This window comes from Serratia sp. AS12, assembly GCF_000214195.1.
GTDB classification, from domain to species: Bacteria; Pseudomonadota; Gammaproteobacteria; order Enterobacterales; family Enterobacteriaceae; genus Serratia; species Serratia plymuthica.
Genome location: NC_015566.1, coordinates 2,430,025 through 2,444,649, shown reverse-complemented (window position 1 = coordinate 2,444,649; position 14,625 = coordinate 2,430,025). Strand labels below are relative to the sequence as shown.

General features: G+C 59.1%; 11 protein-coding genes. 5 read left to right on the top strand and 6 right to left on the bottom strand.

The features are described from left to right. Nucleotides 1–608: 608 nt before the first annotated feature. The 4 genes from SERAS12_RS11410 to SERAS12_RS11395 all read right to left on the bottom strand — a co-directional run bounded on the left by SERAS12_RS11410 (nucleotide 609) and on the right by SERAS12_RS11395 (nucleotide 6,531). A complete protein-coding gene (locus tag SERAS12_RS11410) occupies nucleotides 609–4,184 on the bottom strand; it encodes a molybdopterin cofactor-binding domain-containing protein (RefSeq protein WP_013812798.1) in 3,576 nt (1,191 codons plus the stop codon). After that, nucleotides 4,177–4,716 carry a (2Fe-2S)-binding protein gene (locus SERAS12_RS11405; protein ID WP_013812797.1) on the bottom strand — a complete coding sequence of 180 codons (540 nt, stop codon included), beginning with the start codon at nucleotides 4,714–4,716 and terminating at the stop codon, nucleotides 4,177–4,179. Before SERAS12_RS11405 ends, SERAS12_RS11410 begins: the two co-directional genes overlap by 8 nt. Before the next feature lie 215 nt (nucleotides 4,717–4,931). Further along, the gene (locus SERAS12_RS11400) at nucleotides 4,932–5,405 is read right to left on the bottom strand and encodes a MarR family winged helix-turn-helix transcriptional regulator (protein ID WP_013812796.1); all 474 of its coding nucleotides are present in this window, start codon (nucleotides 5,403–5,405) and stop codon (nucleotides 4,932–4,934) included. Nucleotides 5,406–5,472: 67 nt separating this feature from the next. Continuing rightward, on the bottom strand, nucleotides 5,473–6,531 hold the full coding sequence (locus tag SERAS12_RS11395; RefSeq protein WP_013812795.1) for a 2,5-dihydroxypyridine 5,6-dioxygenase: 1,059 nt from the start codon (nucleotides 6,529–6,531) through the stop codon (nucleotides 5,473–5,475). 330 nt (nucleotides 6,532–6,861) lie between these two features. Between SERAS12_RS11395 and SERAS12_RS11390 the strand changes: the two genes are divergently transcribed. The 5 genes from SERAS12_RS11390 to SERAS12_RS11370 all read left to right on the top strand — a co-directional run bounded on the left by SERAS12_RS11390 (nucleotide 6,862) and on the right by SERAS12_RS11370 (nucleotide 11,652). Further along, nucleotides 6,862–8,013, top strand: a complete 1,152-nt coding sequence (locus tag SERAS12_RS11390; protein WP_013812794.1) for an FAD-dependent monooxygenase — start codon at nucleotides 6,862–6,864, stop codon at nucleotides 8,011–8,013. Beyond that, entirely contained in the window at nucleotides 8,010–8,804 is a 795-nt protein-coding gene (locus SERAS12_RS11385) for an alpha/beta fold hydrolase (protein ID WP_013812793.1), read from the top strand. The genes SERAS12_RS11390 and SERAS12_RS11385 overlap by 4 nt, the downstream gene beginning before the upstream one ends. A 16-nt stretch (nucleotides 8,805–8,820) precedes the next feature. Further along, on the top strand, nucleotides 8,821–9,573 hold the full coding sequence (locus SERAS12_RS11380; protein ID WP_013812792.1) for an Asp/Glu racemase: 753 nt from the start codon (nucleotides 8,821–8,823) through the stop codon (nucleotides 9,571–9,573). Between the two features lie 9 nt (nucleotides 9,574–9,582). After that, on the top strand, nucleotides 9,583–10,224 hold the full coding sequence (locus SERAS12_RS11375) for an N-carbamoylsarcosine amidohydrolase (RefSeq protein ID WP_013812791.1): 642 nt from the start codon (nucleotides 9,583–9,585) through the stop codon (nucleotides 10,222–10,224). Between the two features lie 120 nt (nucleotides 10,225–10,344). Further along, nucleotides 10,345–11,652, top strand: a complete 1,308-nt coding sequence (locus SERAS12_RS11370; RefSeq protein WP_013812790.1) for an MFS transporter — start codon at nucleotides 10,345–10,347, stop codon at nucleotides 11,650–11,652. A 55-nt stretch (nucleotides 11,653–11,707) separates the two neighbouring features. Here SERAS12_RS11370 and dcp read toward each other — a convergent pair whose 3' ends face one another. Together dcp and SERAS12_RS25550 are read right to left on the bottom strand one after the other, a co-directional pair. Then, nucleotides 11,708–13,909 (bottom strand): peptidyl-dipeptidase Dcp, encoded by a 2,202-nt coding sequence (gene dcp / locus SERAS12_RS11365; protein WP_013812789.1) that lies wholly within the window; start codon nucleotides 13,907–13,909, stop codon nucleotides 11,708–11,710. Nucleotides 13,910–14,156: 247 nt separating this feature from the next. Continuing rightward, entirely contained in the window at nucleotides 14,157–14,540 is a 384-nt protein-coding gene (locus SERAS12_RS25550) for a c-type cytochrome (RefSeq protein ID WP_013812788.1), read from the bottom strand. Nucleotides 14,541–14,625 lie beyond the last annotated feature (85 nt).

The window sequence follows — 14,625 nt, the reverse complement described above, 5'->3', positions numbered from 1 at the left end:
CAGTAAGGCCTAGAGCCCATGCGCATTCAGAGCTTATTCCGGGGGATGAATTGGGCACGAAACCGTTAGCCTGTCCACCCTAGTTAGTCGATGTTCCGTTGCCGTAGCAGCCCTTTTTACTGTGGGTATCCGCGCTGCTTTCACCACCGCCGCCAATCATATCTATTTCTGATTTTGTTAATATTTCCATAAATCCCGCCAACGCCATTTATGATGTTTTTTACAAGCCACATATCTAATCCGCCTGCTAATTATATAAACACAAAAAACAACCAAGTCAACAATAAACAAAGGCATAAAAAAATAACGCCACATCAATTAAAGGTATAACTTAATTAAATCATCAAAATATTGTTTATACTTTCACTTAACATCAACAACTAAAAAACCACCCCAATTAATTAAATGAACAACCAAGATAAAAACTGAAGTCATCACGGAAAGCGATTCGACTTATGTAACTGAACGCCAAACAATCTCAATATTCAGGATTAATAACCCGATAAAGAAAAGACGGCGAAACAGCGGCGGGCGGCAATGGCGGCGCGCAAGCTGGCGCCGTTGCCGTTGCAACGGCGGGTAGCGCTCCTGCAGCGGCCATAACGCCGCTAATGGCTGCCCGGATTGGCGCGCAGCCTGGCTACCTGAGCTTCTACCTCTCGCCATGCCGGTTTTTGCCCGGCATAGCGTTGACGCAGGTAATTCACCAGATCCGCCACCTGCCGATCGGAGAAGCTGTCCTTGAAGCCCGGCATAAAGCCCAGATCGGCGGTGGCCGGTTTGGCAATACCTTGCAGGATCACTTTTATCAGGTTGTCCGGCCGATCGCTGAAAATATTGGTGTTATTGGCCAAATCGAGACTGACGCCAAACAGCTGCGGGCCACCGCTGGCGGCACTATGGCAAGCCTGGCAAGCGCCCTGGAACAGACGTTCGCCGGCCTGTCTCGCCTGCGCAGATTGCAGACTTCCGGCTAGCTGTACCTGCGGCTCCACGTTTAACGTTGTCGGGGTGCTCAGGGAGATAAGATAGCCGGCCATCGCCCGCACGTCCGACTCCGGCAGCGTAGCCAGTTCGCTGACCACCGGCCCCATCGGCCCGGCCGCCACGCCGTGTTCGGCGGAATGACCGCTGCTCAGATACCGGAATAGCTGTTCTTCGCTCCAGGGTTTTTCCGCATTGGCCAGTTGGTTCAACGCCGGCGCTTCCCAGCCGTCCACCATCGCCCCTGCCAGGAAACCGGCGCCGCCCTTTTCCGCCCCCATCAGGTTACGCGGCGAATGGCAGGCGGCGCAGTGGCCCAACCCGTTGACCAGATAAGATCCGCGATTCCACTGCGCCGTTTGCGTAGGGTCTGGCTGGTACTCGCCCTGGCGTAGAAACAGCGCATTCCAGCCGGCCATCAGCGGGCGCAGATTAAACGGGAAACGCATTTGGTTAGCCGGGTTGCTTTGCGTAACCGCCGGTTGCGACATCATGTAGGCATACAGCGCTTGCATGTCGCCGTCGGTCATTTTGCTGAACGACGTATAAGGAAACGCCGGATACAGATGGCGACCGTCGCGGCTGATGCCCTGGCGCATCGCGCGGTCGAACGCGGTAAACGACCAGTTGCCGATGCCAGTTGCCACATCCGGGGTGATATTGGTGCTGTACAGGGTACCGAACGGAGTTTCCATCGCCAGGCCTCCGGCGTTGGTAGCGCCTTCTGAGGAGGTATGGCAGACCGCGCAATCCCCGACGGCGGCCAACTGACGCCCACGTTCCAGGGTCGCGGCCGACCAGGTGCCTGCGCCCGGCGTGGCAACAGGTGCAATCGCCGTACGCCACGGCAATGCCGTAGCCGCGACGCCCAACAGGGCGCCGACAATACCGGCCGCGCCGCCGAACCACCATTTGCTGCGCCGGGGTTTGGCCGTCGGCGCAGGCTCCTGCCGGGCACTATCCGGACCGTTCAACGCCTCGCGCAGCCGATCGGAGGTGATCGGCAATTCGCGAAAGCGAATGCCGGTGGCGTCAAACACCGCGTTGGCGATGGCCGCCGCGCTGGGTACCGAAGCGGACTCACCGGCGCCCAGCGGCGGATCGTACGGTCTCGGCATCATCACCACGTCGACCTCCGGCACCTCCGGGAAGGTCAATATCGGGTAAGCGCCCCATTCCTTGCTGGAAATCGTCGATTCTTCGAAGGTGACGCGCTCTTTCAATACCCGGCTGGTCGACTGGATGACGTTGCCGTGGATCTGGTGACGCACCCCGTCCGGATTGACCATCATGCCGGCGTCGTGCCCCACCACAATGCGCGTGACCGCCACTTCGCCGCTGGCCTTGTCGATCGCCACGTCGGCGACCCAGGCCGCCCAGGCGGCGCCAAAGCCGGGAAACTTGCTGTGTATATAGCGCGCATAAGCGAAACCGCGCCCGCGCAGCACGCCGTCTTCCGCCGGTGTCTGCATCGGTTCGGTATGCGGCGTCCAGCCGGCGCGTTCAGCGGTGCTGCGCATCAGGTCGGTGGCACGCTCATCGTTGATGTAGCGCAACCGGTACTCCAGCGGATCGACGCCGGCGGCGTTAGCCAGTTCGTCGATATAAGACTCGTGCGCGAAGGTATTCGGCAACGCCGACACGCCGCGCATCCAGGAGGCGCGTACGATTGGCGCCATATCCTCAATGCTGACGCGCAGCGCCGGGTATTCATAAGGCGGCACCGAGGTGCGGTCGCCCATTTCATAAGCCACAGGCACGGGTTCAACCCTGCCGGTCAGCAGCAGCGCCAGCGTCGGCGCGCCATTTGAGGGGTAATAGGTGCGAAAGTCATAGGCGACGGGATGGCCTGCGACGTCCAGCCCGCCATCGACCTCCATCAACTGTGCAGTGCCCTTCGGTTCCCACAGGTGTTCCTGCTCGCGCGTCAATTGTACCCGCACCGGGCGGCCCACCGCCCGCGACAATAACGCCGCATCGGCGCACACGTCGTCGGCGCAGTTGCGGCCATAACAACCGGCGGCCTCCATGCGGATAATGTCAATCTGCGCTTCCGGGTATTCCAGCAGCCAGGCGAGGTCGGCGCGCAGCAGGTGCGGATTTTGAGTGCCGGACCAGACCCGCAGTTGCTGCGGCTGATAATCCGCCAGTGCGCAAGAGGGGCCGATAGAGGCATGCAACTGGTACGGCCACAGATAGGTGCGGGTGAAACGCCGATCGGCGGACGCCAGCGCCGCATCGACGTTGCCGGTGTCATGCACTACCCGCGTCGAATGCGGATTATCGCGCAGTGCCTGCGCCACGTCGGTCATCTGCGGCAGGTTGCGCCGCCAATCCTTCCAGCTCACCTGCAGCGCCTGCGCCGCCTTGATCGCCTGCTCCTCGCGCTCGGCGACGATGCCGATAAAGTCCCCGATCACCACCAGCTTGACGATGCCGGGAATAGCGGCGATCGACTGCTCATCCACCGCCAACAGGCTGGTGCCGACGAACTCACCGCTGTCATAACCGGCGTACGGCGGTCGGACCACCCGGCCATGCAGCATATTCGGCAGGCGCATGTCGTGCACATAGGTGGTTTCGCCGGTCGCCTTGGCCGGAATATCGACCCGCGCAGTGCTGGTGCCTACCAGCCGGTATTCGGCCTGCGGTTTGAGCGGCGCATCGCCGGAAATCGGTAACTCGACATGCACGCCCGCCACCAGCTCGCCATAGGTCAACGTCTGCCCTTGCGGATCGACAATAGCGCCGTCACGCAACGTCAGTTGATCTACCGTGCGGTTAAAACGCTGCGCCGCCTGTTGCAGCAGCCAGCGCCGTGCCTCGGCGGCCGCATTGCGCAGCGGCACGGCGGAAATTTGCAGCGTGGCGCTGGCGATGGTCGCCCCCTGGTTTGGCGTACTTTCGGTATCGCCCAGCACCATGCAGACCTGTTCCATCCGCAGATACAGTTCTTCGGCGACGATCTGCCCCAGCGCGGTGCGCACTCCGGTGCCGAGATCGACATGGCCGTTAAAGGCGTAGACCTCACCGCTGTCGCAAATGGCGATAAACAGCCCCTGCTCCTTGGGCTTCAGGGTAGGCGTTTGGCCTTTCGGCACCAGGCCCGGCGGCGGCTGGATCTGATCGATAACCAGTAGCGTGCCGTTACGTTGCAGTAATTCGGCTTGGCTCGGCAATGAGAAACGGGCGTCAGACATGCGGGTTTTCCTCACTGCGGCAGAGAATAATGGCGCGCTGAACCGCACGCAGGATTTCGATGTGGGTGCCGCAACGGCACAGATTGCCGGACAGCGCCTGGCGGATTTCGCCGTCGCTCGGCGAAGGGTTGCGATCCAGCAGGGCTTTGGTGGTCATGATCATGCCGTTGAGGCAATAACCGCACTGCGCGGCCTGCTCTTCAATAAAGGCGCGCTGCACCGGGTGCAGGTGATCACGATCCCCCAGCCCTTCCAGCGTGGTGATCGCCCTATCGGCCACGCCCAGCGCAGGGATCACGCAGGAACGTGCGGCAATGCCGTCAACCAGCACGGTGCAAGCGCCGCATTCGCCGAGGCCACAGCCGTATTTCGGGCCGTTTAGCGCCAGATCGTTACGCAACACCAACAGCAGCGGCGTATCCGTCATGACCTGGGTATGAATACTTTTTCCGTTCACCGACAGCAGCAGCGGGTGCTCCGTCAGCATTTTTACCGCCCCCTCCCTGGACGTCGGCACTTCAGATATCGCCATTCTCGCGTCTCCGCCTGCGTTCCGGTTATACCCGTCATCTTTCAAGCCGCAACGTTGTTACCTGCACTTGCGCACCCCAGTCACTTACCGGAGTAAGCTCCTGGGGATGAGCAAGCTGGGCGCCTGGCTGCAACTTGAAAGCTATAGGGTATGTATTGTGGGCCGTGACCTCGCCGCAGGCCACTCACCGGACAACCGCAGTTACGGGGAGCGAATTAGCCTGGCGGCTGGTCTTCCAGCATTTTATTGAGCAGGAACATCAAGGCTACACGTTCGGCCGGATTGAGCGTGCCGAAGGTTAATTCCGTGATCTTCGCCGCATGCGGCACCGTTGCCGCCAACAGCGCAGCGCCGGTGTCGGTCAACCCGACCACCACTTTGCGTCGGTCTATCGGATCCGGCATGACGGTGATCAACTCACGCGCCTTGAGGCGCTCGACGATGCCGCGAATGGTGGCCTGATCGACCGCCGTCACCTGCACCAGCTCGGTCAATGAGCTAGGCCCCATGTCGCGCACCGCGCACAGGGTAATAAACTGTACGGCGGTCAGTTGCGAATCGCCGACGTTCTGCTGGAATATCGCCACGTGACGTTGATAAACCTTGCGCAGCAGGTGCCCGACTTGTTCAGTAAAATGATAGTTTTCGGCTTTGCCGTCATCGGCGGCCGAGTCTTCGGGGGGCATCATTGCGTTACTCTCACCATCTATGGAAACTACCGAGAATAGTACAAACCCCCGCGGTTAACAGCAACGGTTAACCCTGGCGCACCCGCGATGCCTCCGGCGCGACCACTTCCCCTTCAGCCACGACCGTCTGGCCATCCAGGCTGATGTCGCAGCGACGCAGCGCAATATCCATGTGGCACGGCGTTTTTCGCGTGCCGCCGACTTCGGTATTCGGCCCGGTGGAGAACAGGAAGTTGCCGTAAAATGCGCGCGCATCCATACACATGCCGTCGTTTTTGTCGTGCAGGCCCATTGCCGTCCACTGGGCGCGCGGCTGCAGGCCCCAACCGATATGCGAGATGCCGTACACATCCGGATCCTTGAAATACTTCATGTATTCGCGCAGGTATTCCGCCTCGAAACCGCCGTGAATACGCGTCACGAAGCCTTTTTCAATCTCCAGCGTAATGCGTTCACGGGCATAGCTTTTAAACGGCAGCAGGATATCGCCGATGTCCAGCACCAGCACTCCCTCCGCCTGCTCTTCATTCGGCCAGGTAAACAGAAAACCGCTCGGCCAGTGATCCCAACGCCCCGGCTCGTCGGCATAACCGTATTCGGTCACCGTCGGGTATTGCCCCAAGGGTGCGCGAAAATCGCTGCCGGCAGCGGATGTCACCCGCATCAGCGTCGCTTTCTCCAGCACCGCCGCCGCCGCCAACACCCGCGCCTTGTCCTCTGAGGTAGGCAACATCCGTGCCAATACCTCCGGCGGCTCCACCGCCAAAAGAATGCGCGTGCCGGTTTTCAATATTTGCTCCTGCTCCGGCGAGTGCAGCAACATCATGGTGTCGACGATCAAATCGGCGGCCTCCAGCGCACGCTGCGCGGCAGGGTTGCCGGTCAGCGCCGTATCGCCGCAGTAGGCGGTCATGTCATTGCCCATAGCCCGCGGATGGTTGAACGAGGGGAGCTCCACCGCATACACCTTGGCCCCCAACCGCAGCGCGGCATCGGTGGCGGCGCGTACCGTACGCGCATCGGAATAGTGGCTTTTCAGGATGGCTACGCTCTGCGAAACATCCACTTTCGACAACGTAAGCACCTGCTCGAACAGTTGCACCAGCTGACTCTCATTGACCGCCATGGCGTATCTCCTGTTTCGCTAATGAATGACCGACGCACTCGGCGCCAGCGAGGTTATTTTGCAGAAATTAAAGTGAACACACTCTTTTAATTATCTAAGCCCAAAATTCAATGGGAAGCAAGTCGCTAACACCACCCATAAGTAAATCCTATTTCATGCCCATAACAGGCTGTGATTAACATGAGTTTACCAGCAAGTTGCTGCCCATTAGCGTGAGCGAGATCTAAATTAACACTTATGCAACTTTGCTATATTTAGCGTATACACTATAAATTACTCGTCCGGCATTGCTGCGGACAACGCCTAAAAAGACCAACAGTCAGGGGAAAAATGATGAGCAAACAACAGCGCATTGCCGTGGTCGGCGCAGGCCTGGGTGGCGCCGCCGCCGCCGGTCTGCTGCAAAAAACCGGCTTTACCGTCGATTTGTATGAGCAAAGCCCGGTGTTTTCACGCCTCGGTGCCGGTATCCATATGGGACCGAACGTACTGAAGATTTTCCGCCGCCTCGGCATCGAACAGCCGCTGGAGCAAATGGCTTCGCACCCGGATTTCTGGTTCAGCCGCGATGCCGAAAGCGGTGATTATCTGTCGCGCATTGAATTGGGGTCATTTGCCCGCAAAGAGTACGGCGCGGCATACGTTACCGTGCATCGTGGCGATTTGCAGGCGTTGCAGATGGCCGCTCTGCAACCGGGCAGCGTGCACTTTGGCAAATGCCTGAGCAAGATTGAGGATCGCGGCGACGACGTGGTGTTGAATTTCGCCGACGGCACCAGCGCCACCGCCGATATCGTGATTGGCGCCGACGGCATCAATTCACGCATTCGCGAACACTTGTTGGGCGTCGAAGCGCCAACCTACAGCGGCTGGGTGGCCCACCGTGCGCTGATCCGCGGTGAGAAACTGGCCAAATACAATTTGAGCTTCGAAGACTGCGTGAAGTGGTGGTCGGCGGATCGCCATCTGATGGTCTATTACACCACGCAAAAACGCGACGAATACTATTACGTCAGCGGCGTACCCCACCCGGCGTGGGATTTCCAGGGCAGCTTCATCGACAGCAGCCGCGAAGAAATGTACGAAACCTTCGCCGGTTATCACCCGATCGTGCAAGCGCTGATCGAGTCCAGCGAGCAGGTCACCAAATGGCCGCTGCTGAACCGCAAACCGCTGCCGCTGTGGAGCGAAGGCCGCATGGTGTTGCTCGGCGACGCCTGCCACCCCATGAAACCGCATATGGCGCAGGGTGCGGCGATGGCGATCGAAGATGCCGCCATGCTGGCGCGCTGCCTGCAGGAAACCGGCCTGACCGACTACCGCACCGCCTTCCAACTGTATGAAGCCAACCGCAAAGAGCGCGCCTCCCGCGTGCAGGCAGTGTCCAACGCCAATACTTTCCTGCGCACTCAGGAAGATCCTGCCTGGGTGTACGGCTATGACCTGTACGCGCAGGCGCTGAAATCGGAGAACGCCGCATGAGTCGCTTCCTGTATGGCGCCAACGTGCAGGCCAACGGCATTCGCCAGCACTATCTGCGCTACGGTGGCCAGGGCCCCGCGCTGATCCTGATCCCCGGCATCACCAGCCCGGCGATTACCTGGGGGTTCGTCGCCGAACGGCTGGGTGAAAGATACGACACCTACGTGCTGGACGTGCGCGGGCGCGGTCTGTCTTCCAGCGGCCCGGCGTTGGCCTATGACGCCGAAACCTGCGCGCAGGACGTCAACGTTTTCGCCACCGCGCTGAAGCTGGACAGCTATTCGCTGATCGGCCACTCCATGGGCGCGCGTTTTGCCCTGCGCGCTGCGGTGCTGCAACCGGCCGGCGTGCGCCGGTTAGTGCTGGTCGATCCACCGGTTTCCGGCCCCGGCCGCCGCGACTATCCCGGTAAATGGCCGTGGTACGTCGATTCCATCCGCCAGTCGCTATCGGGGATGGATGTCGAGCAGATGCGCGCCTACTGCCCGACCTGGAGTGAGGAGCAGCGGCAGTTGCGCGCCGAATGGCTGCACACCTGCTATGAACCGGCGATTCAACGTGCCTATGAAGATTTCCATCAGGTAGACAGCCACCGCGATTATCCCGACCTGAGCATGCCGACGCTGCTGATGGTCGCGGGCTTGGGCGGAGTGATATTGCCGGAAGACGAGGTGGAGATCCGCAGGTTACAACCGGAAATCACCCTCGCGCACGTAGCAAACGCCGGGCATATGATCCCGTGGGACGACTTTGACGGTTTCTTCCACGCCCTGGGCGATTTTCTGGATTAACTGAGGAGCATTTTCCATGACCCAAAATTACCGTATCGGCCAGATCGTACCCAGTTCCAACACCACGATGGAAACCGAAATTCCGGCGATGTTGACCGCCCGCCAGTTGATCCGCCCGGAGCGTTTTACCTTTCACTCCAGCCGCATGCGCATGAAGCATGTGAGCAAGGCGGAACTGGCGGCGATGGACGCCGAATCAGACCGCTGCGCGCTGGAGCTTTCCGACGCGCAGGTCGACGTGCTCGGCTATGCCTGCCTGGTGGCGATCATGTCTATGGGGCTGGGCTATCATCGCGAGTCCCAGGCCCGGCTGGCAAAGGTTACGCAGGACAACAACGCCGCCGCGCCGGTGATCAGCAGCGCCGGTGCGCTGGTCAGTGGCCTGAAAGTGCTCGGCGCCAAACGCATCGCGCTGGTGGCGCCCTACATGAAACCGCTGACCCAAATGGTGGTGGACTACATCGAACACGAGGGCATTGAGGTCAAGGTGTGGCGCGCGCTGGAGATCCCGGACAACCTGGCGGTGGGCCGCCATGATCCGGCCAAACTGCCGGGTATTGTCGCCGAGATGGACCTGAGCGGCGTGGATGCCATAGTGCTGTCCGCCTGCGTGCAAATGCCGTCTTTACCTGCGGTATCCACCGTTGAAGCGCAAACCGGCAAGCCGGTGCTGACCGCGGCCATCGCCACCACCTACGCCATGCTGACCGCGCTGGAGCTGGAGCCGATCGTTCCCGGCGCCGGCGCCCTGCTGTCCGGCGCCTATTAAGGAGGAAAAATGGCATCCGCAGCCGATAACTCTCTGATCGATAACTACAGCGGCGTTTGGGGCAATCGCATCGGTTTCGGCCGTCGCCCGGCGCTGCTGGTGATCGACTTTATGCAGGCTTATACCACCGAGGGCGCACCGCTGTTCGCCCCCGGTGTGGTCAGCGCAGTCGACGAAAGCATGGCGCTGCTGGCCACCGCACGCCAGGTGAGAATTCCGGTGATCCACACCAATATCCGCTATCATGCGGGGCATTTTGCCGATGGCGGCATCTGGGTGAAAAAAGCGCCGGTGATGAAAGACATGGTCGAGGGCAATCCGCTGGCGGCGTTCTGCCCCCAGGTTGCGCCGTTAGCGACCGAGGTGGTGTTGACCAAACAATACGCCAGCGCCTTTTTCGGCACTTCGCTTGCACCTATGTTGGTGGCGCTCGGCATCGATACCCTGCTGCTGGCCGGTTGTTCCACCAGCGGCTGTATCCGCGCCAGCGCGGTGGACGCCGTGCAACACGGATTTCGCACTATCGTGGTGCGCGAATGCGTGGGCGACCGCCACGCCGGCCCGCACGAAGCCAACCTGTTCGACATCGACAGCAAATACGGCGACGTAGTGAGCAAACAGGAGGCGATCGGCTATTTAACCCTGTTGTAGACCCAAAGGCTTCACCTGCACGGAAAGCAGAACAATAAAGAAGGCGCGGAAAGCGCCTCAAAAGCAAGCACACAACACACCTCCTCCGGAGGCCACTATGCACCACCTGGAGACATCATCATGGCCATTGTTGAAACCCCGTTAGCGGGGAAAGCGGGAACAGAATCGCTGCTGTACCGCAAAATCACCTGGAAGCTGATCCCGTTTCTCTGCCTGTGTTATCTGGCCGCTTACCTTGACCGCATTAACGTCGGGCTGGCCAAGCTGCAGATGGCCGATCAACTGCAACTGAGCGAAGCCGCCTTTGGGCTGGGCGCCGGGCTGTTTTTTGTCGGTTATATTCTGTTTGAGGTGCCGAGCAACCTGATCCTGCAGCGCGTCGGCGCTAAGGTGTGGATTGCCCGCATCATGATCACCTGGGGCCTGCTTTCCGCCGGCACCCTGTTCGTCACTACCCCGAATCAGTTTTACGCCATCCGTTTTTTGCTTGGCGTGGCGGAAGCCGGCTTCCTGCCCGGCGTGCTCTATTACCTGACGTTATGGTTCCCCACCTATCGTCGTGGCCGCATCATTGCGCTGTTCATGATCGGCCTGCCGCTGTCGAGCGTGGTCGGCGGCCCGCTCTCCGGCTGGATCATGGGGCATTTCGATATGCGTCACGGGCTGCATGGCTGGCAATGGCTGTTCTTGCTGGAGGGCATTCCCAGCGTGCTGCTGGGCGTGCTCACTTTCTGGGTGCTGCCCAATAATTATCGGCAGGCAAAATGGTTAACCGAGGACGAGAAAAAACGCATTGAGCAGGATCTGGCGCATGACGATGCCGAAGCCGGCCACAGCAAGCACAGCTTCCGCGACGGTTTCTTTAACCTCAAGGTGTGGATGTTGGGCGGCATTGATTTCTCGATCCTGCTCAGCGCCTATGCGATGGGGTTCTGGATGCCGACCTTTATCAAAACCGCCGGGGTCACCGACATTACCACCATCGGCATGCTGACCGCGCTGCCGAGCGTCGCCGCCCTGCTGGGCATGCTGCTGATTGGCACCAGTTCCGACCGCATGCGCGAACGCCGCTGGCACATCATAGTGCCGTTTATCGTCGGTGCGATGGCGATGGCCGGCAGCACCTTCTTCACCCATAACGTGATCGCCACGGTGCTGTTGTTCTCCATCGCCCAGGCGGCAATCATCGGCGCGGTGCCGGTGTTCTTCAGCCTGCCGGCCACTTTCTTGCGCGGCACGGCGGCGGCAACCGGCTTTGCGCTGGCCTGTTCACTGGCGAATATCGCCGGGTTGGTGAGTAATTCGCTGATGGGGTTGGCGCTGGATCTGACCGGCAAAAGCGGCGGTGCGCTGTGGGCCTTCGCCGGTTGTCTGCTGCTCAGTTCGCTGCTGGTGATCGCGCTGCCGGCCAAGGTGGTTAATCGCTGAGAGGGTTGGGCGCGGGTTTCCGCGCCCCTGTTCGTCGGACAGACATCACAATATTTTATTCGTCTTTCAGCCCGCGGTTAATCAGCATCGGCTCGATGCTGGGCTCTTTGCCGCGCCAGTCGACGTACAGTTTTTCCAGATCCTGGCTATTACCGCGCGACAGCACCCTGTCGCGGAAGCGCTGGCCGTTCTCCGCCGTCAGGCCGCCGTGCTCGGTGAACCACTGGAAGGCGTCATCCGCCAGCATTTCTGTCCACAGATAGGCGTAGTAACCGGCAGCATACCCGTTGCCCCAGATATGTTTGAAGTAGCTGGAGCGATAGCGCGGCGGCACGTAGCTGAGATCGATTTTATCCTTCAGCAGCGATTCGGCTTCGAACTTGTCCACGTCCTGTTGCGGCTGATCCGCGCTCAGCATGTGCCAGTGCATGTCCAGCAGCGCGGCAGATAGCAGCTCGGTCATGTCATAACCTTTGTTGAACTTATCGGCTTTTTTGATTTTGTCGACCAGTGCCTGCGGCATGGCTTCGCCGGTTTTGTAGTGCTTGGCGAAGTGCGCAAAGACTTTGGGATCGCTGGCCCAGTGTTCATTGAACTGTGAGGGGAACTCAACAAAGTCGCGCGCGGTATTGGTACCGGACAGGCTCGGATACTCCTGATCGGCAAACATGCCGTGCAGCGCATGGCCGAACTCGTGGAACAGGGTGATCACGTCGTCGTACGACAGCAGCGCAGGCTGGCCCGGTGCCGGTTTGGTGAAGTTGGCGACGTTGTAAATCACCGGTTTGGTGCCTTTCAGCTTCGACTGCTCGACAAAGTTGCTCATCCAGGCGCCGCCGCCCTTGTTGTCGCGCTTAAAGAAGTCGGTATAGAACAGCGCCAGCGATTTGCCGTCTTTATCGAAGACTTCATACACGCGTACGTCCGGCTGGTAGACCGGGATGTCCTTGCGCTCTTTAAAACTGATGCCGTACAGCAGGTTGGCGGCATAGAACACGCCGTTGTTCAGCACGTTATCCAGTTCGAAATAAGGTTTGATCTGCGACTCATCCAGATCGTATTTCGCCTTGCGCACCTGCTCGGCGTAGAACTGCCAGTCCCAGGCTTCAACCTTGAAATCGCCTTTTTGCTGATCAATCACCGCCTGAATGTCTTTGGCTTCACGTTCGGCACGCGCGGTGGCCGCCGGAACGATATTGCGCATAAAACTCAGCGCCGCATCCGGGGTTTTGGCCATCTGGTTTTGCAGTTTCCAGGCGGCATAGTTCGGGAAGCCCAGCAGTTTGGCCTGCTCGGCGCGCACCTTGGCCAGGCGGGCGATAGTCTGGCGAGTGTCGTTGCCGTCGCCCTTTTCCGCCCGGCTCCACGAAGCGTCAAACAGTGCCTTGCGGGTATCCCTGTCTTTCAGGCTCTGCAAATCCGGCTGCTGAGTGGTATTTTGCAACACCAGCAACCACTGTTTGTCCAGCTTGCGCTCGCCGGCCGCCTGAGTCGCCGCAGCCAGTTCGCTTTCCGACAGGCCGTCCAGCTTGCCTTTATCGGCTATCGCCAGTGCGCCGTCTTTGGTCGCCGCCAGCAGCTTGTTGGAGAACTGGGTGCTCAGCGTCGCCGCTTCCTGATTCAGCGCTTTCAGCCTGGTTTTATCGGCATCGGACAGGTTGGCCCCCGCCAGCTCGAAGTTCTTGTAAGTCACTTCCACCAGGCGACGCGATTCCGCGTCCAGCTTCAGCGCATCGCGCTGCTGATAAATCGCCTTGATGCGCGCGAACAGCTTGCTGTTAAGCATGATCGCGTCTTCAAGCGCCGCCAGTTTCGGCGAGCTTTCCTCATCCAGCTTTTGCAATGTGTCGCTGGTGTTGGCCGAGGTCATGGCGCCAAACACGTTCATCACCCGCGTCAACAGCGCACCGGCCTGCTCCAGCGCCACAAAGGTATTTTTAAAATCGGGCTTGGCCGGGTTATTGGCGATCTTCTCCACCTCTTCCAGCTTTTGCTTGATGCCGGCGTCGATAGCCGGAGCGTAGTCGCTTTCTTTGATCAGATTGAACGGCGGCGCCTGGAATGGCAGACGGCTCTGATAGAAGAACGGGTTCTCGTTCTTTTTGTTCTCGTGCTGGTTGGCTTCTCCGGTCACGTTAGCCTCCTTCGCCTGGCCGCTTGGCAACGCGCTATGGCTCGCGTGCGGGTTGGTTTCTGCTGCCTGTGCCTGCGAGGTCAGCACCATGCCGATCGCCAGCACCAATGTAGATAAACGCATCAAATCGAAACTCCTCCATGTTCACAGAATAAAGTGCAAAGGGACCCCAGTCCCCAGACCACATTCTAGCTTAGGCGCAGTTGGCAGTTTGAGCAAAAACAAGTGATTAGAATGGCGTATCCCGTTACAGGACACCGTGTTGCTGATTGCGGTCTGGACTCTATCGGCTTTACATGAAGGATTCAGTCAAACAGGTAACCACTCTGCAAGGGTTATTCGATTTCTGTGCCTACCTTTCCTCTCAACATTATCGATTTTTTGAAATCACGCCGCTCATGTACTGATTTAAATCGCGCAGATCCTGAAGCCGCCAAGAGAACGCCGGTAGCCTTACCCCATTCTCTCGCAAAGTTTTGGGAATCAAGTCTCCATTTGGACGAAGTATTATCGATGAGACAATAACGCCCGGATAATCATTGAGCCGTTCTTTGAACGCGGGGGTTGTCAGATCAGGTGTCGGCGGGTTGGTTTTATCAGCCAATGGCCCCGTGCCTTTGAGATCGGTTCCGTGGCACATAGTACATCTCTGTGAATAGATGTTTTTCCCATTGGCATTATCCGCGAAGGAGAATGATGCTTGCATTAACGATAAAGCGCCTAGCGAAGCGATGAATAACACTTTCATTTCCATGTGACCTTGTTATGTGAATCAGACCTGAATCGAGCGCAAACCCCGGCGGCGCCACTGCAACACTTCATTCTCACGATAACATTTG